The organism is Bifidobacterium sp. ESL0784 (assembly GCF_029433295.1).
Classification (GTDB): Bacteria; Actinomycetota; Actinomycetes; order Actinomycetales; family Bifidobacteriaceae; genus Bifidobacterium.
Genome location: NZ_JAQTHV010000003.1, coordinates 25,221 through 49,402, shown reverse-complemented (window position 1 = coordinate 49,402; position 24,182 = coordinate 25,221). Strand labels below are relative to the sequence as shown.

Sequence of the window (24,182 nt, the reverse complement as noted above, 5' to 3'; positions counted from 1 at the left end):
CATATGTTGAAATCGATTTTGCGAAATAGGCCATTGCTGTTGATAAAGTCAGTACCAGCACAAGTCCTGCAGCAAGGAGACCGCAGATTGAATTCAGAGCCCTTTCCGGTTGAGCCAAGCGATGAAAACGACGAGAGCCGCGGTACTTCGGTCGGTGATGACACAGTGTGCTGCGAATCGCCTGTCATCAATCTCATGATCGTCGATGATCAGGAACTCGTTCGTGCGGGCATTGAATCGATTCTCGAAGATGAGGATGATTTCAAGATTCTTTTCAGCACGGAAAGTCCGAACAAGGCGCTTGAAAGTCAGATGCTTCCGCAGATCGACGTGGCCTTGGTCGATTCGCGCATGCCGGAAATGCAGGGTTCCGAACTTATCGCAAGATTGCGGAAGTCGGTGCCGCATATCCGTAGCATCATGCTGACCGCGTTCGATGAGGATGACAATCTGGTTGCCAGCATCAAGGCCGGAGCCGCCGGACATCTACTCAAGGATGCCTCAGCCGATGAGATCATCGACGCGATTCGTCGTGTGGCAGCCGGCGGAAAGGCATTCGGCGAGGCCGAAATGGGGCGTCTGGTCGGTTTGGTCGCGGCACAGAGCAACGGCATCGCCGAACAAGGTAGACGTTCCAGGGGCGAAGAGCAGTCTGGGAGTGAAAAATTCGACCGGCAATTCGACGTGAGTTCGTCTTCGCTCGGTGAATTTGGCGAGCTTAGCGAGGAGAATCAGCGAATCGCCGCCATGGCTGCTGCCGGGAAGACCAATCGTGAAATCGCGGCCGACGTCTGCATGTCGACCGGAACCGTTCGCAATCATCTGAGCTCGATTTTCTCATATCTGGGAGTGCGCAATCGTACAGAACTGGCGGTATTGCTTCATGACTGAAAACCAAGGTCAGAAACTTGACGACCGAGTATACTTCAAATTAAAAGAACGCTTGAATAAGGTAGGTTCATCTAAGGATTTACCTGAGACGATTCATCGGAACTCCCGTCAATTCATTCCCTATTCCGTGGCTCTTTTCATTGTCGCGTTCGTGACGACGCTGGTGTATTCGGCGTACGGCTCACCGTTGCTGTTTTTCGGCTTCATCGGGCTCACCTTGGGCGTGTGGTGCGCTTACAGGTTGGTGTCCACACGCAGTGCCGGGTTGGCAATCGGATGGTTGCTCATTGCAATCTGCACAGCACAGATCGTGTTCAACCAGGACGGACAGATCTACCTGCTGCTGGTGGTCACGGTCGATGTGCTTTTCGCCTGTGCCCAATGTTACAGCTGGATTGCGGTCGGCATCGAATTGCTGGGATTCCTCGTCTATCGCGCTGTGTCACATTTCATGGTGCCGCAGCTGGTGTCTTCAGCCGTTGTCAGCAGTCTTCTCGACATGGCCATCCCGATTCTGGTGGCCGTCGCGCTGCTGCTCTATGGTCGGGCGATTCGTCAATTGACCGTGCAAAACGTGAAGCTGGAACGTCAGTCCGTCGTCATTGAGAACCTTGCGTTGTCTCGGGAACGGGCGCGTATGGCCAGTGAAATGCACGATTCCATCGGACAGCACCTTTCCGCCATCCACTTGCAGGAGCAAGGTGCGAAACGCTGTGCCGACCCGGAAAACGCCAAACTTGCCAAGCATCTGGATGCCATCGAAACGACCAGCCGCGAGGCGTTGCAGCAGGTGCGGCAGGAAGCTCGCGCACTTGACCCGTCGGCGTTCGGCGAGCAGCTGACCAACGCTTCGGTGCGGGCGCTTGCCGATTCGTTCACATCCACCTCCCTCAACGTCGAAGCGGCCGTCAAAGGCGATATCTCCCAGTTGCCGACCGTCGAGAAGACCGTACTTTATCGCGCGTTGCAGGAGACGCTGACGAATGTGGTGCGGCATGCCAAAGCAACGCGCGCACGAATCGAAGTGACTGTGAGTGTCAACGTGGTTTCCCTGGTCGTTTCCGACAACGGTATTGGCATGGGACCGGTTGATGATACCAATCAAGATAGGAACGCACAAAGTTTGGGATACGGCCTGAGCTCGTTGTCGAAACGATTGAGCGCAAACGGTGGCAGCCTCACTATCGGCCGAGACCGCACTCTTGGAGGCGCAAAGGTGAGCGCGATCATTCCGATTGACGATCGTCGTGAGGCTTTCGACGACTGATTGATTTGTCCTATTTAGGGTTTGCGCCTTTCTGCATCCTAAGATTTTCCTCCGATGACATTTGTCATCGCTTTTAAGCAGTGACATTTGCCGTTCGCGTCGGCCCGTCGTTTTTCCTAGCGTTGGTGCTATGAGTTCAACAAATATCGCCTTATACGTTCCATTTGACGGAATCTCGTATGTTGGCACGGCGATATTTTAAAGGGACAAAACGAGACGAAGGAATGACGGGCATGGGATACGTACGTATGGTCAATTCGCTGTGGCGGCAGAAACGCTCGTTGCAAGTGCTCAATGTCGCGGCGAACGCGGCAGCGATGACGCTGGTGTTCGCGCTGCTGGAGGCGATGGCCTATCAGAGCCTGCAAAGCGACCCGTCGGCACCGGTGGGAGTCGTGGTCATCTGTGTGGTGTGTGCGGCTGCGGTGACCAAAATCGTCTCCGACCACACCTTCACCTCACAGTGGGAACAGCTTATGCGCCTGAGGGTGACGGGTGCCTCCCCGATTCGTCTGTTCGGCGCTGTTGTCGCCTGCGAAAGCATTTTTGCTGTCTGTGCCGGGCTGGTCGGATCATTGCTAGGTATCGTGCTCAATAAGCCGTTACGCTATGTTTTCAATGGTTTCGTGGTGATACCGCAAGCCAGCATACCTGCGATGGTGATGGCAGCCTTTGCCACGATGGTGCTTTCGGTCATCTGCTGTGCGATCGGTGCCGGATTGTCCGCACTCAAGTTGATCCGGGCGGTTCCCGATCCTTCTGCACGTCCGGTAAAGGCCGGAAAGAAGCGAAAGACGACAATGACGGTCGTGTTGGTGCTTCTTTTGGTCGTCGGTTGTGTCGTGTCCCCTTTCCTGCCTTACACGGTCAGTCTCAATTTGACCTTCTTGCTCAGTGTATTGTTGGCATGGGTGCTTATCCGTGTCGCGAAACCGATCCTGACCGCAATCGCCGGGCGGATGGCGGCGAATTACCACAGGAGGCATGGCGCTGGCCGGGCAGGCCTTATCTTGGCATTCAGGGAAATGCAGGCCACGCGCTCGACATCGCTGGTATCCCTGCTTGCGGTGGCGTCTGTGCTGTTGGCCTTCCTTTACAGCCTGTACGGTTATACACAGGCAGATGCCCAGTCCTCATTGAATTCGACTATGGCATCGACATCAGTGGTACAGGTCTCGCATGCCGGCACTCCGAGGCGACAGGAATCGCAAAACCTGATGGGTTACGCCAAAGCAGGGGACGGCAACGCGTTGGTGCTCGCGCCTTCAACCGTGGTGCAAAAAGCATCGATGAAGCGCGGTTGCTCAGGACGAATCGAATCGTATGACCGAGGTAATGCCAAGGCCGTGATCAATGGTTCGCTGCGGATCATCAGTCCAAGTCGTTCGATTGTCTCCGGAGATGTCAATCGCCAAGGTGTGGTGATTTCGGCAATCGTCGCGGACAATAACGGTCTTGTCATCGGTTCGCCGATGTGCGTGGCGCAGGGCGGGAAAACATTCGCCTCACAGGTGGTCGCCATCACGAAAACGGCAAGCCCATTCAAAGACTATATGGTGGTCGGATACGATACGTCTGACCTTGTCGACAAAGCTGACACAGCAATCGTCGCCGACAACAGCCAAGGCACCGCTGTTGGCGATGTATCATCCGTGTCTTCAAAGACGCATACCAAAGATTCGTCCATCACCGTAACCCCTGCTGCACAATGGATCAGGAACATACCAAGCGGCAAGGCGATGACGACTTCCGGCGGCGACGGTGTCAAGGAAGCTATCCCCATCGTTTTTCCCGTCCTGGCCATCTGTTTTCTCGGTTCCGTTTCCGTGGCGTTGGACATGGTCCAGGAACGCAAGCGGATCGCTGAGGCAGCCTGGCTGATCGGTTTCGGGCCGGTACGGTACGCGCTAGCGAGCGCCGGAAGGATAGCCTTCGAGGCGTTCGCGGCGACGTTGTGCGGTGCGTTCGGCACGGTACTCATCGTCAACATGGCCTTGCACAGCGAAAGCCGGATGCTGGTCGACGGCATCAGCGGTTATGTGCCGATGAAGGCGATGACGGTACTGTTTTCCGCAGCTTTGCTGATCTGTCTTATCGGGTTTGTCGCGAATGCTTTCACGTATCGACGGCAAAGCAAAACATGATGTTCATAGATCTGAATCCAGAGTCGACTTCAATGGTTCAAACCGCATCTGTGGTTCAAAAAAGTGCTGTCAACACGTCACAAGATATGTGACGAACCTATAAAGGGCGTGCTGAGAATGTTATTGAACGTATGACAATGTGTCGGAAAACTAGGTTATAGAAACACGAGGAGATTATTATGACAACGACAAACAGATATACAAAAACAAACGAGACCTTGTATCCAGGCGAATCCATGAAGGTTTCGGCTGAAAACGGAGCCGGTGGGAACACTCGAAGCAATGAGGTGTTGCGATCCGAGGATGTCATTTTCTCGTATAGTCAGGAGAAAAACTCGAGACGTGACCAAGCCGGAATCGGACCGCTTGATTTTACGTTACGGCAAGGCGAGATCACTGCGCTTATCGGGGCATCAGGCTGTGGCAAATCCACGACGCTGAAGCTGCTGGCCGGAATCCTCAGGCCAAAAAGCGGGCATGTCTGGTACGCGGGCACGGACATCGCCTGCAGTCTGGAGACGAAGCGGGCAAAGCTGAGACGCACGAAATTCGCGTTTGTTTTCCAAGACTATATGCTCATCGACAGCCTCACCGTCGCCGAAAACGTGACTTTGCCGATGAGCCTTGACAAGAAACTATACGATATGAATGTCATGAGACGGGCGCTCGCCTACGTGGGACTCGACGAAGGTCTAGCCAATGCGCACGTCTCCGCACTTTCCGGCGGCCAGCGTCAGCGTGTGGCCATAGCCCGCGCGTTGATGATGCGGGCCGATGTGCTCTTTGCCGACGAACCCACCGGTAATCTTGACCCCAAGGCCCGGGATGAGACACTGTCTGCTATTGATGCCGCTATGAAAAGCGGGCTGAAGACCTGTTTGCTGGTCACACATGACCCTCAGGTCGCGGCCCGTGCCGATAGGGTGTTCTTTATGCGTGATGGGCGCATCGACAAAGAATTTCTTGCCATGTCGGCCGCGGATGTCGAGGCCCTGTTGCTTGGGAAATAAGAGTATGGGCATCATCCGTAACTGTGTATGAATGTGGATGATTCGGCGATTGAGGGTGCGACACGCCTCAAATGTGGATAAGCCCTATCATTCGACCACAATGGTTGTTTTGACTCGACTTTTGCGTGTTGGCCAGTCATACTTGAAGGTATGGGCATTCATCTCAACGACGATCATTTTGGCCGAAGGGTACAAGACAAGAGCCGGGTTCTGACGACGCGGCTATACCCTTCCGTCGTGTCCGGAAATGAATCGTATGAAAACGGGCAAAGTCTTGATGCGGATCTGCTGCGTGTCGGACTTCCACCGTTGCCGCCCGTCGATAGCTGGCTTGTCGAGACGGGGAAAGAATCGGAAAGCAAACCTGAAAAACAGGATGAAAATATCGATCACACTTCTCGAATTGATGATTTCGATTCTGCTATAGAAAAGCCTTCGAACGAGGACACGGAGGAGAGTCCCAGCGTCAGATCGTCTTCCAGACAACGAACCCTTCCAAGATTGGTGTTCAAACCCACACAAGCGGTTGTGGTGATTCTGATACTGGTGGTGGCGTTGTGCGCGAGCCTGACGATGCTGGTGACGCAGGCGATCAATTACAACAAGCAGCAGGTGGAAGCCTCATCGATCAATTCAACAGTGGTGAATGGATCGAAAACGAAAGGTTCCGGACAGGCGCAAGGAAATGCCGCAAAAGCTGGTGGGGCTGCTGGTTCTTCCTCAACATCCGCAGGAAACGAGGGGCTGGATAGCGCTACGCGCAGCACCACAACTCCTACGAACCCCGACAGGCAAGCAGGAGCTTCAAGTAACGGAAACAATCTCGTCAATCTCAACACCGCAGACAGTACGCAGTTGCAGCAGATCAAAGGCGTGGGGCCTGTGATGGCCCAGAAAATCATTGACTACCGGTCGTCAATCGGCCATTTCACCAGTGTTGACCAGTTGCTCAAGGTTTCGGGCATCGGGCAGAAGACGTTGGAGAAAATACGCGATCAGGTGACGGTCTGATGAAAAATGCTGAGACCTGTCAAAACACAGCCTCTGCAGACAAACGAGGGGGTGAGCAGGGCAGCCATGACTGGCGAATGCTCCCGGTGGCGTTGTGCGTGTGGGCTGCCGTTCTCTCTTCGCATGTTGTGTTTGCTTTGCTCACGGGGCAACAAAACAGCAAGGCTTCAGCCGGCCAAAGTAAAAGTAAATCTGGCAGCTCTTCGAATGCCCAATCATTATTAGGCACAATGACGAATCGGTTGTCTGGCGGTCTGAGCATTGAAGCACTTTCACAAGCAGCGGTGCTTGTGCTTCTATTTGCCGGATTGGCTGTTCTGCTGGCACTGTCCCGGCGTTGGTTTGGGGAAAACGAAAAAAGCGCAAAGACAAACCAAGCTCCAGATAACAACAAAGTGTGGCAAGTGTTGCATACATTTCGCGGTAATCGGAAGATTTGGGTTATCGTGCTTGCGCTTTCTGCGTTGGCAGCGTTCATCGCTTCGATGAGTGCGGATGTCATGGCTTATCACGACCCGGCTATGGCACTTGCGCGCGAAGGCGACAGCACGGTTGAAGCGAGTATCGGTCTTGACTCGCCGGTCACTGCTGCGAGCTCATGGCAGGCCGATTGCCAGGCGAATGCACACCTCTCCAATATCGGCCACGACGGCATCTGGCAAGCCAGCGGGTCGCGTATCGTCCTGTATGCCAACAAACCAGTATGTGGGCGGCTTTCGGATGGGCAGACCATCAGGACTTCCGGCACGCTCCAGGCTGCTCGCTATGGTATGCGACCGATTTGGCTGACGATTGACGACGATTCCCAGACCCGTGAGGTCGACCGGGCGCCACCCGCAAAGCGGCTGGTGGATTCCATGCAGCGTTCATTCTTCTCAGTAACGGAAGGTCTTTCGGATCAAGGACGCGTGTTGGTTCCAGGGCTGACAATAGGCCTGTTGGGACAGGATTTCATGGGTGCAAGCACGAGCAAGCGTGAGCCCGTCAATGCGACGTTCGCCACGTTGCTGGAGATGCATTTCAAGGATTCCGGCATCATGCACCTGATGGCCGTCTCAGGCGGGCACTTTGCCCTGATCGGCAGTCTGATCCGTTCGGGTTGCGCCCGGTTCCTGCTGCCGCGTCAAATCGTCGCAATATTGACGGTGCTGGCCTATTCGGCGCTCGCGAGCGCCATGTATCCTTCAGACTCAGTGATGCGAGCCCTGATTATGGGTTTCTTTGCCGCGTCGGCCATGTTCATCGGCAGAAGGCCGCAGGCCATCAGCGCGTTGAGCTGGACGGTCATCTTTGTGCTACTGGTCAACCCCGCGATGGCGAGAAGTTATGGATTCGCGCTGTCCTGCGCTTCGGTGCTGGGTATCGTATTGTGCGCAAAACCTTTAGCGGAACGTCTTTCAGCATTGCTGCCAACGTTGCTTGCCGATGGCATGTCGGTGACTATCGCCGCGCAGCTTTTCACCCTGCCGATACAAGTGCTGATGACTCCGACATTGCCGTTGCTTTCGGTGCCTGCAAACCTGATTGTGGCACCGTTTGTGGATTTCTCGACCCTTAGCGGATTGGCAGGCTTGGTCTTCGCGTCATCAATGCCCCATTTTGCATTCGTGCTTGTCTGGCTGTCCAGCTGCGGCACGTCGGTGATGCAATGGTGCGCTGACACCATTGGTGGGTCGCAGAGCGCCACCATGCCGTGGGCCGGTGGAGTCGGCGGGGCATTGATGGTAGTGGCTTGCGAAATCGGCGCGGTTCTGATGTTCGAAGCGTTGTCTGGTATGGCGAAAAAGCATGATAAAGAAGATTCTGTTGCTGGGAGCAATGGTTATCTTGTGCAGTTGAGAAGCAAAGGAACGATATGGTTCAAAGAAACCGAACAAATGTTCGAACGACTTTGGAAGCCTGATTGATGTGGGGGGACACGGCGTATGTCCACCTGTGACAGCACATTGAATATCATGGAAAGTCGTAGGGGTTTTGCCGTGATGGCGACTGGATCAGCCTATAGAAAGAACCGAGGAATGTGATGGCCGGAAAACGAAGCAAGCCGCAGACCCGATTCGTATTGGTCATTGGCGGTGACGAATTCCTGAACGTTCAACAGGTCCGCGATTGCCGCGACGAGGCCGCCAAGAGCGATCCGGAAGCCGAGATCATCGAACTCGACGCAAGTGAGGCGAGTCGGTACGACTTCGATGAGGCTGTGAGCCCGTCCTTGCTGAGCACCAGTTCCATCGTCATCATCCGGCACATCCAGAATGCCGATGACGCATTGGTGGACACCATGGTCGATTACTGCGCCTCTATGGCAAAGGGGTCTTCCGAAGCGTCCGGAACGGTTATCGCACAACACGATGGCGGGCAGAAAGGCAAGAGAATCATTGACCGTCTTGCCAAGGCAGGAGCAGAGAAGAAGGACATTCCTGATCTCAAGCGTGCTGATGCAAAGCTGAACTTTGTTATCCAATGTTTCGAACGCCGCAACCGTCGTGTCGATCCTGCCGCAGCCCAACAGCTGGTGGCCGTGTTAGGGGAGAAGACTGGGGAACTTGCTGCGATGTGCGAGCAGCTTTGCTTCGATTTCGGTGACAACCCGATCGGTCTCGATCTGGTGAACCAATACCTGACCGGCAACGCCGAAGTCACTGGGTTTGCTGTCGCCGATGCGGCGCTCGCAGGGAAAGATGCCAAAGCCATCATCGATATGCGTGCGGCCGTCGCCCAAGGTACCGACCCCATAGCGCTGGTAGGTGCTCTGGCGATGAAACTGCGAACGCTGGCCAAGGCGTCGGCGGTGCGTTCCGGCAGCATTTCCCAGGCCGAGGCCAAAACCAATCCGTGGGTGCTGCGAAACGCCACGAGGCAACTGAGCGGATGGACATCCGATGGACTCTCCCGATGCATTCAAATGCTGGCTTGGGCCGACGAGCAGAATAAGACCAATGGGGGAGATCCGATGTATGCGTTGGAACGCTCCATCGAATTGATCAGTCATAAAGGACGTATGTCAGTATGAAAGATGAATCATCGTATTCGATTAATGTGCCAACCGGTGAGGATATGCAAAACCTCGGCAGGAAGGTGGCCACTTGCGTGCATGGCGGTGACGTTCTGCTGCTCTCCGGGCCATTGGGCGCCGGCAAGACGACATTCGCACAAGGTTTCGGTGCGGGACTTCACATTGCGGAGCCGATTGTTTCCCCTACCTTCACCATCGCACGCGAACTTGATGGCAGTTTCGCCGATGGTACGCCGGCGCATTTGGTTCATGTCGATGCCTACCGGCTTGGTGGCAATGATTTCGCGCCGGGCCAGGATACGGTTGACAGGCTGCTTGACGAGTTGGAATCGCTGGGACTTGACGAGGAGCTTGAAGATCCGGGCGAACAAACCGTGGTTCTGATGGAGTGGGGCGAACAGATGGCCTCTGCGTTCGCCGAGGTTCGTCTCGAAGTGCATATCGATCGTCCAATCGACAAGGAAACCGTTGCCGCAGAAATCAGCAATCGCAATGTCGAATTGACCGGTGACGGCATGCGGACGGTAACGTTCGTGCCCGTCGGCGAGCGTTGGCAGGATTTCGACCGACAATTGGATTTGATGAAATAAACAAAAATCACAGAGTCATTTCATAACTTTTATGAGAAGGCGTCGACGTTTTGTACCTTGACTGTAAACGTGTTGGGTTTGTGGTTATGTCAGCGTTGTACAGTAACAACGGCATGAACTTGGTTCGGCGATTAAAACATCTCCGAATGGGTAGCGTGGAATGGTAGGAGAGAAACAAAATGACGAACACGTTGGTCATCGACACTTCGTTCGGTTCGACGGTCGGGGTTCTGGGTCACGAACCCATTGTGGAGACCGATTCACGTACCCATGTCGAAAAGCTGCAGGTCAATATCGGCAAGTCTGTAGGTCAGGCCGGGCTCACCCCGCAGGGTCTCGATCGCATCGTCGCTGGCGTCGGTCCAGCTCCGTTTACGGGGCTTCGTGCGGGTGTCGTGGCGGCCAAGTCCATCGCATACGCCACCGGCGCGCAATTGCTTGGCCAGGACATCCTTGAGCCGCAGGCATGGATGACGAAGCTGAAGCGTCAGGGTGATGTGCGACTTGAGGCTTGTGATTTTCTTAATGTGATAGATAAAACTTCAGACGAGCAAGACGTTCATCATCTGACATTGGCCGTCAATGACGCCCGCCGACGTCAGCTTTATTTCGCGCTTTACCGCGATGAAGAGACCCGTGCGGAAGAAAATATTGCGAGTCAGGAATACGGAAGCGCAAATCCACAGCCTTTCGTTTCCGCGTTAGTCAGCATGGATATCGATTATCCCCAGCATATCGTCGAACGTATCAACCAGGCTGTTCAAGAGCTTGTCAAAGCAACCACTTCACAGAGCCAATACCGTATCGACATCGTCGGCCACGGCGCTTCGAAATATTCCGAAGTATGGCAGAATTTCGGCGAGATGCTGGGTTGCGTCATCGACCATTCTGTATTGGATGCGGGATCGGCAGGTCTGCAGATTTTTGCCGACTGCGCGATATCCAACAATGGTATCGACGTCAAGAATTCAAATGATGTAGGTGACAAGTCCGGCAGCGCTAGCAAGGGTGAGATAAAGCCGGTCGAACCGCTATATCTGCGTCGCCCGGATGTCTCGGTTCCTAACCCGATGAAGCATGTTTTGAACCATGCCGGGGCCACGAAGGCCTGAGTGCCCGATGATTGTCGAATTCGGCGAACTTGACCAGCAGTGGGCACTGGAGGTCGCTTCCAAGTTAGAAACGGAGCTTTTCGGCTCGCAGGCTTGGGATTTGCAGACGTTGCAGCACGAGGTGGCAGACGCTTCCAGAATTTACCTTGCTGATGTTGTAGGTGTTACTGGCATCAAAAGTAATACTGAGAGTGGCGATGATGGTCATGCCGCAGGTTCATTCGCTGTTGCTGTATGTAATGCGTCGTGTGAGCAAAAGCCGCTAAAACAGGTCCAACGGGGTGCGGCTGATAGGATCATCCGCGGTTACGCGGGTATGTGGCATGCCGATGGCCAAGCCGAAATCCTGACCCTTGGTGTTGCCAGACGCTTCCAGAGAAACGGCATTGGCAAGGGACTTCTCGATAGACTGATCCAATACGCACGTCTTTACAATGTCCGTCGCATCAAGCTGGAAGTCCGAGTCGACAATGAACCGGCAAAACGCCTTTATCGTAGTCGAGGATTTGCGGATATCGGTCTACTGCGGCATTACTATCAGCCCGAAAACGTCGACGCCACGCAAATGGCGTTGGACCTCGAACCGCATATCATGGGATTTGGCAGCGAGAAACAGAACATGGAGCACAATCAATGAGCGAACCTACAGTACTTGGCATCGAATCTACCTGCGACGAGACCGCGGCGGCCATCGTGCGTGGTCGTACGCTCGTCTCCAACGTCGTGGCTTCTTCGATGGAGGAGCATGCGCGATACGGTGGGGTCATTCCGGAGATCGCCTCGCGCGCCCATGCCGAGGCGTTCGTGCCCGTTGTGAGCAAGGCGTTGGCGGATGCGAATATGGAACTTACTGACGTGGATGCCATAGCGGTTTCGGCGGGTCCGGGTCTTGCTGGCTGCTTGGCGGTCGGCGTTTCCGGGGCCAAGGCACTCGCATGGGCCGCTAACAAGCCGATTTACGGCATCAATCATGTTATCGGTCACATCGCTGTCACCCAGCTGCAGTTCGGACCGTTCCCCAAAGATACGTTGGCGCTCATCGTATCCGGCGGCCACACTTCGTTGCTGCACGTCGAGGATGTCGCCCGTCATGTCGACGTGGTTGGTACGACGCTTGACGATGCCGCAGGGGAGTGCTTCGACAAGGTCGCACGTCTGCTGGGGTTCCCCTACCCGGGAGGCCCTCATATCGACAAGCACGGTCAGCTGGGCGATCCACACGCCATCAAGGTTCCTCAAGGCCTCACCAAAGGCAAAGCCGGCAAGGACCATCCCTACGATTTCAGTTTCTCGGGGGTCAAAACCGCAGTGGCCCGTTGGGTCGAGGCGCAACAAGCCGCGGGCAAAGAGATTCCGGTAGATGACGTCTGTGCCTCGCTCGCTGATTCCGTGGCCACGGTGCTGGCGAACAAGGCCATGCACGGCTGTGAGGAATACGATTCCAAGACGTTGATCGTCGGCGGCGGTTTCTCTGCGAACTCGCAACTACGTGCCAAGCTGCTTGAGGTCGGCAAGGAGCACGGTGTGGAGGTTCGCATCCCGCGGATCAAGCTCTGCACCGACAACGGTGCGATGGTCGCCATGCTCGGCGTCAACCTGGTCGAGGCCGGCGTCGAGCCTTCCTCTCCGGATTTCCCGATCGACTCCGCTATGCCGATGAACGTCATCAGCGTCTGAGTCGTCTACAGGGATCACGACACCCTGCCAAATTCAGGCGACACGCCATTGGGGTTGCGCAATGATGATTCTTGTATAAAATATATTTCTTGTGCGGTGCTTCAAGCTCCGTACGGGACATTCCCGCATAGCTCAGTTGGCAGAGCGTCTGACTGTTAATCAGAATGTCGCTGGTTCAAGCCCAGCTGCGGGAGCGGAATGAAATTCCCGGAATCTTAAAAGGTTCCGGGAATTTTTCGTAAGTGGCAGATTCCATAGGTGCAACGCTCGGCATCAATGTCGTCATTGCTCGATTTTTCTCATATTGCTTCCGTTCGGGCAGGAATACAGCGGCGTGTCAATTCCCTTTGCAGCATCTATGCCTTTTGTTAGGGTACTGCCTTGTGACCCAAGCTGAGATCGTCACGAATTCATAAGAAGCGTAAAAGAGGTTGATGTGCCACGCACCGGAAAAAGCCCAAATGTGGCTGAAATGGATGCGTCCGTTGCTTCCCACCTTTCCAGCGCGTCCAGGAACAACGCCATTGACGGTTTGCGCGCGTTGGCCATCATCGGGGTAGTCGCCTACCACGTCCGACCGTCGCTGTTGAGCGGCGGATTCCTCGGCGTCACCATCTTCTTTGTCATCTCCGGTTTTCTGATTACCAGCAGTGTGGAAAGGCGGATGGCCAGCCTGCAGGGCTTTCATTACGGAAGTTATCTTTGGCATAAAATCAAGCGCCTGACGTTCCCGTTGCTCTCGCTGATCGCACTGGTCGTGCCTGCCGCCTATTTCCTATCTCCGGGAATGCTGCCGAAGCTGCACCTTGATGCGTTGCCGAGTGCGCTGTACGCCAGCAACTGGGTCTATATCTTCCGCAAGGTCTCTTATTTCACTGCGGCTGGGCTTCCTTCACCGCTCACGCATCTGTGGTTCCTCGCGGTGACCATGCAGTTCTATCTGGTCTGGGTCTCCCTGCTGTGGCTGATGCATCGGCTCAACCTGAGGTTGCGGACCAGGTTCTCCCTTACCCTTCTGATTGCCGTCATTTCCACCGCTCTGATGGTTGTTCTCTACGTGCCGGGAGCCGATGTGTCCCGTGTCTATTACGGACTTGACACGCGCTTTTCCGAACTGATGGTCGGCGCCTTGCTGGCGTTCGTGGCTGAATGGGCAAAAACGAAACACGGCGGAAAAGACGAAAAGCAAGAAAAAGAAAAATCGACGAATACCGGAAATTGGTCAAGTCCGGTGAATCTGCTGCTCGCCGCCGCCGGATTTTGCCTCCTCACCGCGCTGGTCGTCCTGTATAGCGTTTGCACCGGTAATGATGCGATGCTCTACCGTGGTGGTCTGCAAGTGGTGGCTCTTATCGTTGCCATGCTTCTGGCCATCGTTCTGCTTCCGGGAAATCTCTGCCGTTCGCTGTTGGGTTCAAGGGTATTGCGCTATATCGGGTCGCGTTCCTTCTCTATCTATCTGGTCCATTATCCATTGCTTGAATTCATGAACCCGGCTATTCGCACGCAGCCGCTGCGTTGGTGGGAATGGATCATCCAATTCTTGGTGCTATGGGGCGTCTGCGAAGCCTTCTATCAGATGGTCGAGGCGGTGCGAAAGGTCGTGCCGGAAGGAAAAGCGCCGTTCCGTGAAATGCGTCTGGTCACCAAGCTCCTCGCCCTCTGCGGTGTGGTGGCCGTTGTGCTGTGTACTGCGCTTCCTGTCGATTTCAACCAGATCGCCACTCGGCGTTCGGCTTCCCTGCGTCGCGAATATCTTTCGGTTGAGCGCAGCCTTGGCATAGCCACTCCAATCAGGCGTGATCTGTTGACATTGCGCCGGTCAGCGGTGCCCAAGCCGTCGCTTGATCTGCCCCCGCGTCTGGTTCCGGTGGCCGCCAAAGTGCCGAAGAATCTCGATACCAAAGGCTGGACGTATGATGCCACGACAGGTTCATGCAGTGCAAATCCTTTGATTATCAGTGATTCCGTGGAGATGGGTGCGCACGATTTCGTCCAGCAGCACATCCCGGCCAGTATTCAGGACAATATGGTCGGTCGCCATTTCGCAACCGGTTCCGACCTCTATCATCAGCATCAGGCCCAAGGCGAGGCGGGACGCGTTGTCGTCATGGCGCTCGGAACCAACGACCGGATCGTCGACGAGCAGCAGGTCGAGGATCTGATCGCATCCGTGGGCGACGAGCCGTTGTATCTCACGACCGTCCGTTCGCCGGATTCCTGGCAGGATTCGAACAACCAGATTCTGCGTTCGGTGGCCGCCAAACACAAGAACGTCGGTTTGCTGGATTGGTACTCCGTCAGCAACGCTCATCCGGAATATTTCTATGATGACGGCACCCATTTGACACCGGGGGAGAACGGCGGCCGTGAGGCTTACGGCATCATGCTGCGACAGGGCTTGTGTGGGCAATGATCCACTGACACGTTTTGTTTCTCGATCGTCGCGATAGACGGTTTCGATAACCATGCCCAAAGATCTCTTATCAGAAGAGCCATTTTCGATTTTGGAGCAGTACAATCCCTCGGATGTTTCCAGGGAAGTGTTTTTATGAAAAGTTCGCCGGGAAATTAACGCGTCTATCGAATCAGTTACCCCTTGCAGGGCATCTGAAGCAACCCTGCAAATGGTCGTTGACGATGCCCATTGACTGCATATAGGCATACATGGTGGTCGGTCCGATGAATTTGAATCCGGCTTTTTTCATGGCCTTGCTCATATCGACTGATTCCTGGGTTACGGCAGGAACCTCCTCCCGGCTTTTCGGCCTGTGCGCGCATGGCCCGTCAGGGGCGAAACTCCAGATATAATCGGCAAACGGCATATCCAGATCAAGTGCGACTTGCGCATTGTGAATGGTAGCTTCGATTTTCCGTCTGTTACGAATGATGGCTTTGTTATCCATAAGTTCGGGTATTTCGTCGGTCATTTGCGCGACACGTTCGATATCGAAATCGTGGAAGGCAGCATCAATCGCCTTGCGCTTATTGATGACGGTGTTCCACGAGAGGCCAGCCTGCATGGCCTCAAGCGCAAGCCGTTCGAACAGGGCCTGCGAATCATAGCAAGGCGTACCCCATTCGGTGTCGTGGTAGACCAGCATGTCATGGCTCAGGGCCAGATACGATTGTGGCCAGCAACGCCGCAGGCCATCGGGCTGGACCTTCGACTGATTCGTTGCGTTTTGAGAACTGGCCTCTGATGGCTTTCTTTTTGCACTCATAACTTAGGCTTTCTTTTTTGCACTTATGTCTTTTATACTCTCGAGCCTCGGAACCTGTGCATATCTGGTGCATAACTTTTGTGACACGCCCGGGCGTTGTGGGTAACCGGGGTCATTCGACCACACCTCCTATTTTCAATGTGCTATTTGAAGGTTACGAGGCATAGTGGAAGAGGCGGAAACATGGATGCCGGATAGTTACAGCGAGGGGAGGCACAGCAGTGAGAACGGAAGATAGAGGAAGGCAGCGGCTTAAATGGGCGCGACTGAGAGCTGAAAGGGAACAGTGCCGGCAAAGGATGATCGATTTGGTTTCGCGTCTGATCACGATTCTTGTGGTTTTTGCTGTATTGCTGATAGGTTTCGCAACGGGAGGGCATGAAGCCTTGGCCTTGCCGAGCGACGATATCGAGGAGACGGCATATTCAGCTTTGGAAAATAATCAAACTTATACGTCCACTCCTTCTGCAGGTCGATATTCGTTGGGATTCATCGAACCGATCGGCTCTGTGGACCCTCCGATCCATGACGGGAAAGGGTGCAAAGCCGATATGGGATGGCCTGTATTGCCACATGTAGTCATTAGAAAGTTCAAGGCTCCCAAACAGGTTTGGAGTCCCGGGCATCGCGGGGTCGATATCGCGGCGGTGGAGAACACGCCCTTGTTTGCCCCGGCAAGCGGTTTCATCAGTTTTGCCGGCATCGTTGCGGGGAAATCGGTGGTGAGCATCCGTCACAAAAACCTCACCTTGACTCTTGAACCGGCGCAGACGCTTCTGCCGATAGGGACACCGGTGGTCAAAGGACTGCCGATCGGTACCGTCAAAGGTGTTTCGGATCATTGCACCGGAATCTGCGTGCATTGGGGAGTAAGAAAAAGCAGGAAGGAATATCGTGACCCTCAGCAATTGGCGGCAAGAAGGAAAATAGTGCTCAAGCCTGTTGTCTCGTAATGGGGCGATTCGGCTTATTCGAATGGAATGAAGGTCTGTTTCTCATGAATCCAGAAGTCCATGTTCAAAAGAGATAAGGTGACGAGAAGAACATTTCGCTAGGGAATGTTCTTCTCGTCACCTTATGAGCCGGAAATCCGAGGGGCGGCAATCAATCCCCACTACAATCCTGCATCCGCCAGTGAAATGTATCCGGGTTCGATCAGCAGATGCTTGAGGTTGCCTGCACTGATGGCCATCGGCTTCTCGTGAATAGTGTCCATCTTTGTGCCGTTGATTGTTGTCGTCTTGACATAGGAAAGTTCCGTGACGTTCTTCCCCGCCTCGATCGTTGTTGTCGCGCCGGCGATGTCTCCTGACAGTTTTTGGATATTTTCCATACCTGTCATCCATTGCTTGCCGTTGACCACGTCAGGCATCATATCGGCATAGGCGCCATAACCGGTGATAATCGGCCAAGCCATATCACCTTCACTGCCAGATTGTGATTGCGTTTCGTCTTCGGTGCCGTTTTCCTTGCTGTCCTTCGGCTTCGGGGGTGCGATCTTATCGAGATTGTGTTTGCCAGTCAACGTCCCGACGATACCGGACACCTCGATCTCGGGATTGATATCTGCGGCAGTGCCAGTATATTTGAGGCTGGTCAGTTCATCGACCACCGCCGACGAAACGAAATCGTTCATGGTGAGGATGCCGTCGATGTGGAGCGGCTTGCTGCCCTTGGATGAGTCGGTAAGTCTGGCATCCAGTTCGTTCTTTACCTCTGCCGTTTTGGTGGCCTTGAAACAGACGGATTCCCAGTCCTTGCTGGTTGTGGTTGAAGTGAGCTTCTTTGACGGGCTGACGGCTCGGCCGTCCTTGAAATAGGGCTGCAATACATCCCATATTCCCGCAAAGGCTTCCTGTGCGAAGGCGTCGGTCGTAGCGGTGGTCGAATCTTCCTCTTCTCCGACAGGAATCATGACCTCGACCGACTTGGGATGCATCTTGGTTGTTTTTTCCAAGGCAAGTTTCGAGACCAGCTGCTGGGCTTGCAATGCACCAATCTGACGCGGGGTCGACATGCTCACAAAAAGGTCAGGGGTGAATCCGGCCAGCGGATTGGCGAGAATGATGGTATGGGCTCCAGCTTTTTTGGCCAGCTTCAGAGTTTTCGCCAGGCGTTTGCTGGCCGTGGCCTCGTCGTTTTTGTCGGTCTTGTCCTTGTTGTCTTCGTTTTGTGCTTGCGTCGTTTTGTCTGCCGAGGAAGAGGACTTGGAACCGGTGTCTCCGTTGGCGGCGGTATTGGTTGCATTCGACGGCTTTTCGGTGTCGTATGCCGGCGCATCGTCCGGATTCGTAACGTAATCACCGTATTGCTCATTGCCCTTGTTCCCGGAAATTGCAGGGGCGACAATCAGCGTGGTGTGATGGTTGACATCACTGGAAGCCGTGGAAAGTTGGTTGACCAAGTAGTCCTGAACATCATCACTCTGCTTGGTGAGATTGCCGTCTGTCTTCACCTTGATATTTTTGGACTGAAAGCCTGAATCGGTCAACGATTTCGTGATGGCGGGGACGAACTTGGCCCATTTGTTCAGCGGAGTGTGCGAAGAAATGGAAATGCCGTCGGATGGGGTGAAAATCACGACGTTGCTTTTAGATACCGCAGAGCTCGCCGACACCTTGTCGGTGTCAATAGAGGTGGTCTCCGTATCCTGACCCCCGTTGCCACAAGCGGCCGATGCCGTCGTAAGAACCAGAGCTGTGGCAAAAGCCAGAAAACGTGCCAAGGGGTGCTTGCCGCGCGTCGTCATAAGTCATCCTTCTTTATATGTACTTCGAATTAACCAAAATCGATAATAGTCTGAGGCCAATATGAAAGTGGCATCGCATGGATAATCAGGACGATATGCGACGGCACTGAATGAAGCCTTTGACTTAACGTGATTGGCCCAATTCCTTGTTCAGACCCTCGTCCAGGGCATCCATGAAGCCCTCCGTATCGAGCCAAGGCTGGTCCGGGCCGATAAGCATGGCCAGATCCTTCGTCATCTTTCCGCTTTCCACGGTTCTGATGATAACCCGTTCCAGGGTTTCGGCAAAACGCTGGACTTCTGGCGTCTCGTCGAGTTTGGCACGCTGCTTGAGTCCGCCGGTCCACGCGTAAATCGAGGCGATCGGGTTGGTCGAGGTCTTCTCGCCCTTAAGCCAGCGTCGATAGTGGCGTGTCACGGTGCCGTGCGCGGCCTCTGCTTCAACCGTCTGCCCGTCGGGTGTCATCAGCACCGAGGTCATCAGCCCCAACGAGCCGAATCCCTGTGCCACGGAGTCGGACTGCACATCGCCGTCATAGTTCTTGCAGGCCCAGATATAGCCGCCGTGCCACTTCATCGTACTGGCCACCATATCGTCGATCAGACGGTGCTCGTAAGTGAGTCCTTCTTTTTCAAAACGGTCTTTGTATTCGGTTTCGTAGACTTCGGCGAAAATGTCCTTGAATTCACCGTCGTAAGCCTTGAGAATCGTGTTTTTGGTGGAAAGATAGACCGGATAGTGCCGCATGAGCCCGTAGTTGAAACAGGCCCGGGCGAAGCCGCGGATGGAATCGTCAAGATTGTATTGTACTTGGGCCACGCCGGCACCGGGGTAGTCGTAAACGACATGTTCGATGGGCTCGCTGCCATCGGCAGGGGTGAAGGTGACGGTCAGTCGTCCCGGCTTGCCGACCTTGAAATCGGTGGCTTTGTACTGGTCGCCGAAAGCGTGCCTGGCGACCACAATCGGTTTCTTCCATCCGGGAACCAGCCGAGGAATGTTGGAGATGACGATGGGTTCACGGAAGATCGTACCGCCGAGAATGTTGCGGATGGTGCCGTTCGGCGATTTCCACATCTTTTTCAGGTTGAATTCCTTGACACGAGCTTCGTCGGGCGTGATGGTGGCGCATTTGACGCCCACATGGTGTTTCTTGATGGCGTTGGCCGCGTCAATGGTGACCTGATCGTCGGTGGCGTCGCGGTTTTCGATGCCGAGGTCGTAATAATCAAGATTGACGTCGAGATAGGGCAGGATAAGACGGTTCTTGATGTCTTTCCAGATCACTCTGGTCATCTCGTCGCCATCGAGTTCGGCGATGGTCCCTTTGACCTTGATTTTTTCCATGCTTGCCCTTTCTTTGTCAATATGATTATTGACCATTATCACGCCAAAATATGTCATTGGTGTTGCTTTGATTGACTGGCGAGATGCCTGTTCGGCACGCTTTTGGAGCACATTCGCTCGTCACGTATGGGCAGTAATCTTGAAATCATGACTCAGGAAATTGAAATCGGTTTGGGTAAGAAAGGCCGTCTGGCCTATTCATTGGATGATATCGCAATTGTTCCTTCTCGCAGGACACGTGATCCGAAGGACGTATCGACGGCCTGGCAGATTGATGCCTACCAGTTCGACGTCCCGGTGCTTTCCGCTCCCATGGATTCCGTGACCAGCCCCGCCACGGCGATTGCCATGGGCAAACTTGGTGCCCTCGGTGTGCTCGATCTTGAGGGCCTGTGGACACGTTATGAGGATCCTCAGCCGCTGCTTGATGAGATCGGCGAGCTTGACGAAGACACCGCTACGGCTCGTCTGCAGGAGATATACGCGGAACCGATCAAACCGGAACTGATTACTAGACGACTGCATGAGATCCGTGACGCGGGTGTCACTGTTGCGGGTGCGCTTTCGCCTCAGCTTACGCAGGAGTTCTATTCGACCGTCATCGATGCGGGAGTCGATCTCTTCGTCATCCGTGGTACGGCGGTTTCGGCCGAGCATGTTTCGCAAAGCCATGAACCGTTGAACTTGAAGAAATTCATCTATGACCTTGATGTTCCCGTCATTGTCGGGGGAGCGGCCAGCTATACAGCCGCCCTTCATCTCATGCGTACCGGTGCCGCCGGCGTGCTTGTCGGTTTCGGCGGCGGAGCGGTTTCCGCCACATGCACCACCATCGGCGTCCATGCCCCGCTGGCCACGGCGATTGCCGATGTCGCAGAAGCCCGTCGTGACTATATGGACGAATCCGGTGGTCGTTATGTGCAGATCATCGCCGACGGCGGCATGGGCACATCAGGCTCGTTCGTCAAGGCCCTGGCCATGGGTGCGGACGCAGTGATGCTTGGCGCGCCCCTCGCTCGTGCTGATGAGGCGCCGGGTAAGGGTACGCATTGGGGTGCCGAGGCCCGTCATTCCTCGCTTCCTCGTGGAAAGCGCACGAAAGTCGGTACGGTCGCTCCTTTGCAGCAGATTCTTTTCGGGCCCAGCCACAACGCCGATGGGACGGTCAACTTCATCGGTGCGTTGCGCCGCGCGATGGCATCGACCGGTTATGTCGATCTGAAGAATTTCCAACACTGCGATGTGGCGGTTACACTCTCGCATCTTGGCTGATTGCTGATCGAGCCAGTAACCAAGTCGTTTTCTTAAGCGGACTATCTATGTGACCGGGTAGTCCGCTTTTGCATTCAAATCATCCGTTTATGTTCCATATCATCATTTGTGATTCAAGGTTTTCTTCAAAAATCCTAAATAATCTTGATTTTTGCCAAAATAGCTTCTTCTTCCTTGACAAAGCCTTCAATATCTGTTGCTCTGGAGAGTGAATGTGAACAGTAAATGGAGGTTCAATGATGAACATGCAGATGCAGGAGCAGCCCCAAAAGATGACATTCGGACATCGTTCCGGACTGCCGACATACGATGGATTCATCCGAATCGAATTGTCGAACCGTCCGGTTCCCTACCATATTTCGCGCTGCTATCCGGGAACGTTGAGCGAGGCCGAATGCCAGAAATTCAGCCTCGCTTCCTGCAGGCTCGCCTGTATGTGTCTTGATATGATACGAGGGCGTACACCTCCGCAAAGTCTTCAGCATATCCTGAGCGGCCCCTGCCTCCAACGTCTTGAAACGATGTCGTATCTTTTGCAAAACCATTTGCGCACGCATCAGGAGCTCAAGGAGAAGTTGTGCTATCTTCCCGCGGTTCCGATGCTGGTGTATACCACGTTGGTCAGTCCGGATATCACCGAAACGGTGCTGCGCCTTGCCGTAGGCAAATCGACTTATTGGGTCACTTTGGTGTTCAAACGCAGCGGATCACGTTGGATTTGCACAACCGCCGACCTCGGCTGAGCCATCATAAAACGTTATTCCGAGTTGCCGGAAGTTACGCTAACGTAGTATTGGGGTTACGGTTGCGTATAGTTAGACCTATGTTGCGAGAATTCTATTTGGATCCTGTCACCAAAACCACCGATAAGGACACCATCTACTCCCTGCTGTCCAAAAGAGCCGGGAAAGATCCGGACGGGCCAATAGCCGAATGGCTCGATGAAGATAGCCAGCAGTGGCACACCGTCACAGCCGGCCAAATGCTTGACCGCGTGCGTAAGGTCGCCAAGGGGCTTATAGGACTGGGAGCCAAGGCCGGAAGCATGGTCGTCATCTATGCCGCCACCAGTTACGAATGGGGAGTGGTTGACTTCGCCTGCGCCGCCATCGGTGCGGTGAGTGTGCCGATTTATGAGACGGATTCGCCCAAGCAGGCCAAAGGCATCGTCGAGGATGTCGATCCGATTGTCGCTTTCGGAGGAGACGTCGAGCATACCCAGACGCTCGAGGAATTCCGACGTGAACGCGAGGGACTCAAGTACGTTTTCAACCTTCAGGAGGACGGCTTGGAGGCGGTCGCCGATTTCGGCACTTCCGTCAGCGATGAAGAGCTTGAGGAAGCCATTTCGCGCGTCCGCGCCGATGACATGCTGACCATCGTCTATACTTCCGGATCCACCGGTGCGCCGAAAGGCGTGATGCTTTCGCATCGTAATTTCGTTTCGACGGTTTTCATCGGGTGGGCAGTGCTCGATGACATGCTCTTCCAGCCAAGCAGGCTGCTGCTCTTCCTGCCGTTGGCCCACTGCTTCGCTCGCTACATCCAGTATGTCGCCATCGGAGCCAAAGGCGTTGTGGGCTATACGCCAAGCGCCAAGCATCTGTTGGCCGATCTACGCACTTTCAAACCGACCTATCTGCTCGGTGTTCCGCGCGTATTCGAGAAGGTCTACAATGCGGCCTCGCAAAAGGCTGGATCCGGACTGCAGGGACGCGTGTTCAACATGGCGTTCAATCATTTTGTCAAGTGGTCCAAGGATCAGCAGGAAGGCCGCGGTCACAGCTTGTCCGAACAGCTGAAGCACAAGTTCTATATGAAGACCGTCGGCGCCTCGGTACGCAGCGCTTTGGGCCCGAACCTGAAGTACGTCGCCTGCGGCGGTGCTCCGATGAACGCGGACTTGGCACACTTCTTCAATGGCATGGACGGCATCACCTTCATCCAGGGCTACGGCATGACCGAAACCGCCGCCCCCTGCATCGTCAGTTTCCAGGACTTCAATAAGGTCGGAGCCGTCGGACGCCCAGGCACCGGCATCGCCGTCAAACTGGCCGACGACGACGAACTTTTGATCAATGGCGAAGATGTCTTCCTTGGCTACTACAAGCAGCCCGAGCTCACCGCCGAGGCCAAGGAGCCGGGCGGATGGGTGCATTCCGGCGATATCGCGCAGATCGACGACGACGGTTTTGTCTACATCACCGGCCGCAAGAAAGACATCATCATCACCGCCGGTGGCAAGAATGTCAGTCCCGCCCCGATGGAAGACACCATCGGCACCTGCCCGATCGTCTCCCACGCTGTGGTCATCGGCGATGGCCGTCCCTTCATCGCCGCGCTTATCGAGCTCGACTCCGAAATGGCGCGTTCCTGGCTGGCCAACAACGGTATGGATGAGAACATGCCTATGGCCGAAATCTGCCAGAACGACGCCGTCCGTGCATACGTCCAGCAGTACATCGACCAGGCCAACAGTTCGGTCTCGCGTGCGGAATCCGTGCGCAAGTTCGTCATCGTCGAAGACGAATTCACCCAGGAAAACGGTATGCTGACCCCAAGTATGAAGGTCGTGCGCGGTGAGGTCTTGAAGCACTATGCCGATCTCATCAATACAAAGGTCTATACTCCTAAGACGCGGGTCAAGCCGGCGCCGTCGGCTGCTGCGGGCTTTATCGACAAGACCGCCGAGAAGGCCCGGCAGGCCACGGACGCAATGACCCCGAAGGTCCGCGAGGCATACGAACAAGCCAAGCAGAATGTCGGAGTTCATCTTGCTGAGCACGAAGCGGAGCGTGAGGGTGAAGACCCTTGGAAGGACGCTCCTCATGATGACGCTCAGGGAAACGACTCTCCGTCCGAAAAGTAAGC

At 54.7% G+C, this 24,182-nt stretch carries 19 protein-coding genes and 1 tRNA gene; 17 read left to right on the top strand and 3 right to left on the bottom strand.

All coding sequences use genetic code 11. The features are described from left to right. Positions 1 to 87: 87 nt before the first annotated feature. The 13 genes from PT279_RS04785 (at position 88) to PT279_RS04725 (ending at position 15,134) form a co-directional block, all read left to right on the top strand. The gene (locus tag PT279_RS04785) at positions 88 to 891 is read left to right on the top strand and encodes a response regulator transcription factor (RefSeq protein ID WP_277166049.1); all 804 of its coding nucleotides are present in this window, start codon (positions 88 to 90) and stop codon (positions 889 to 891) included. A 52-nt stretch (positions 892 to 943) separates the two neighbouring features. Further along, the gene (locus PT279_RS04780; RefSeq protein ID WP_277166047.1) at positions 944 to 2,158 is read left to right on the top strand and encodes a sensor histidine kinase; all 1,215 of its coding nucleotides are present in this window, start codon (positions 944 to 946) and stop codon (positions 2,156 to 2,158) included. Positions 2,159 to 2,391: 233 nt separating this feature from the next. Next, positions 2,392 to 4,302 carry a hypothetical protein gene (locus PT279_RS04775; RefSeq protein WP_277166045.1) on the top strand — a complete coding sequence of 637 codons (1,911 nt, stop codon included), beginning with the start codon at positions 2,392 to 2,394 and terminating at the stop codon, positions 4,300 to 4,302. Positions 4,303 to 4,481: 179 nt separating this feature from the next. Continuing rightward, positions 4,482 to 5,312 carry an ABC transporter ATP-binding protein gene (locus PT279_RS04770; RefSeq protein ID WP_277166043.1) on the top strand — a complete coding sequence of 277 codons (831 nt, stop codon included), beginning with the start codon at positions 4,482 to 4,484 and terminating at the stop codon, positions 5,310 to 5,312. A 150-nt stretch (positions 5,313 to 5,462) separates the two neighbouring features. Further along, positions 5,463 to 6,323 carry a helix-hairpin-helix domain-containing protein gene (locus tag PT279_RS04765; RefSeq protein ID WP_277166041.1) on the top strand — a complete coding sequence of 287 codons (861 nt, stop codon included), beginning with the start codon at positions 5,463 to 5,465 and terminating at the stop codon, positions 6,321 to 6,323. After that, entirely contained in the window at positions 6,323 to 8,230 is a 1,908-nt protein-coding gene (locus PT279_RS04760) for a ComEC/Rec2 family competence protein (RefSeq protein WP_277166039.1), read from the top strand. Before PT279_RS04765 ends, PT279_RS04760 begins: the two co-directional genes overlap by 1 nt. 116 nt (positions 8,231 to 8,346) lie before the next feature. Further along, entirely contained in the window at positions 8,347 to 9,336 is a 990-nt protein-coding gene (holA, locus tag PT279_RS04755) for a DNA polymerase III subunit delta (RefSeq protein WP_277166037.1), read from the top strand. Then, positions 9,333 to 9,929 (top strand): tRNA (adenosine(37)-N6)-threonylcarbamoyltransferase complex ATPase subunit type 1 TsaE, encoded by a 597-nt coding sequence (gene tsaE, locus PT279_RS04750; protein WP_277166035.1) that lies wholly within the window; start codon positions 9,333 to 9,335, stop codon positions 9,927 to 9,929. Before holA ends, tsaE begins: the two co-directional genes overlap by 4 nt. Before the next feature lie 179 nt (positions 9,930 to 10,108). Beyond that, positions 10,109 to 11,041 (top strand): tRNA (adenosine(37)-N6)-threonylcarbamoyltransferase complex dimerization subunit type 1 TsaB, encoded by a 933-nt coding sequence (tsaB, locus tag PT279_RS04745; protein WP_277166033.1) that lies wholly within the window; start codon positions 10,109 to 10,111, stop codon positions 11,039 to 11,041. 7 nt (positions 11,042 to 11,048) lie between these two features. Continuing rightward, complete coding sequence (locus PT279_RS04740) at positions 11,049 to 11,678, top strand: GNAT family N-acetyltransferase (RefSeq protein WP_277166031.1); 630 nt, start codon at positions 11,049 to 11,051, stop codon at positions 11,676 to 11,678. Then, the gene (gene tsaD / locus PT279_RS04735) at positions 11,675 to 12,718 is read left to right on the top strand and encodes a tRNA (adenosine(37)-N6)-threonylcarbamoyltransferase complex transferase subunit TsaD (protein WP_277166029.1); all 1,044 of its coding nucleotides are present in this window, start codon (positions 11,675 to 11,677) and stop codon (positions 12,716 to 12,718) included. Before PT279_RS04740 ends, tsaD begins: the two co-directional genes overlap by 4 nt. 121 nt (positions 12,719 to 12,839) lie before the next feature. Next, positions 12,840 to 12,912: transfer RNA gene (locus PT279_RS04730), tRNA-Asn, on the top strand. A gap of 278 nt (positions 12,913 to 13,190) precedes the next feature. Continuing rightward, positions 13,191 to 15,134, top strand: coding sequence for an acyltransferase family protein (locus PT279_RS04725; protein WP_277166592.1), 1,944 nt, complete (start codon positions 13,191 to 13,193; stop codon positions 15,132 to 15,134). A gap of 172 nt (positions 15,135 to 15,306) precedes the next feature. Here PT279_RS04725 and PT279_RS04720 read toward each other — a convergent pair whose 3' ends face one another. Further along, positions 15,307 to 15,942, bottom strand: a complete 636-nt coding sequence (locus PT279_RS04720; protein ID WP_277166027.1) for a DNA-3-methyladenine glycosylase I — start codon at positions 15,940 to 15,942, stop codon at positions 15,307 to 15,309. Positions 15,943 to 16,250: 308 nt separating this feature from the next. Here PT279_RS04720 and PT279_RS04715 point away from each other — a divergent pair, with 308 nt between their 5' ends. Next, entirely contained in the window at positions 16,251 to 16,895 is a 645-nt protein-coding gene (locus PT279_RS04715) for a M23 family metallopeptidase (RefSeq protein WP_277166025.1), read from the top strand. 161 nt (positions 16,896 to 17,056) lie between these two features. Here the strand turns inward: PT279_RS04715 and PT279_RS04710 are convergent, their stop codons facing one another. Both PT279_RS04710 and PT279_RS04705 read right to left on the bottom strand, forming a co-directional pair. Continuing rightward, a complete protein-coding gene (locus PT279_RS04710; RefSeq protein ID WP_277166023.1) occupies positions 17,057 to 18,691 on the bottom strand; it encodes a hypothetical protein in 1,635 nt (544 codons plus the stop codon). A 124-nt stretch (positions 18,692 to 18,815) separates the two neighbouring features. Next, positions 18,816 to 20,039 carry an NADP-dependent isocitrate dehydrogenase gene (locus PT279_RS04705; RefSeq protein ID WP_277166021.1) on the bottom strand — a complete coding sequence of 408 codons (1,224 nt, stop codon included), beginning with the start codon at positions 20,037 to 20,039 and terminating at the stop codon, positions 18,816 to 18,818. 147 nt (positions 20,040 to 20,186) lie between these two features. On the opposite strand from PT279_RS04705, the gene PT279_RS04700 reads away from it, so the two are divergent. The 3 genes from PT279_RS04700 to PT279_RS04690 all read left to right on the top strand — a co-directional run bounded on the left by PT279_RS04700 (position 20,187) and on the right by PT279_RS04690 (position 24,180). Then, positions 20,187 to 21,311, top strand: coding sequence for a GuaB3 family IMP dehydrogenase-related protein (locus PT279_RS04700; protein ID WP_277166019.1), 1,125 nt, complete (start codon positions 20,187 to 20,189; stop codon positions 21,309 to 21,311). A 236-nt stretch (positions 21,312 to 21,547) separates the two neighbouring features. After that, positions 21,548 to 22,054, top strand: a complete 507-nt coding sequence (locus PT279_RS04695; protein ID WP_277166017.1) for an Rv3235 family protein — start codon at positions 21,548 to 21,550, stop codon at positions 22,052 to 22,054. An 80-nt stretch (positions 22,055 to 22,134) separates the two neighbouring features. Then, positions 22,135 to 24,180 (top strand): AMP-dependent synthetase/ligase, encoded by a 2,046-nt coding sequence (locus PT279_RS04690; RefSeq protein WP_277166015.1) that lies wholly within the window; start codon positions 22,135 to 22,137, stop codon positions 24,178 to 24,180. The last annotated feature ends 2 nt before the right edge of the window (positions 24,181 to 24,182 follow it).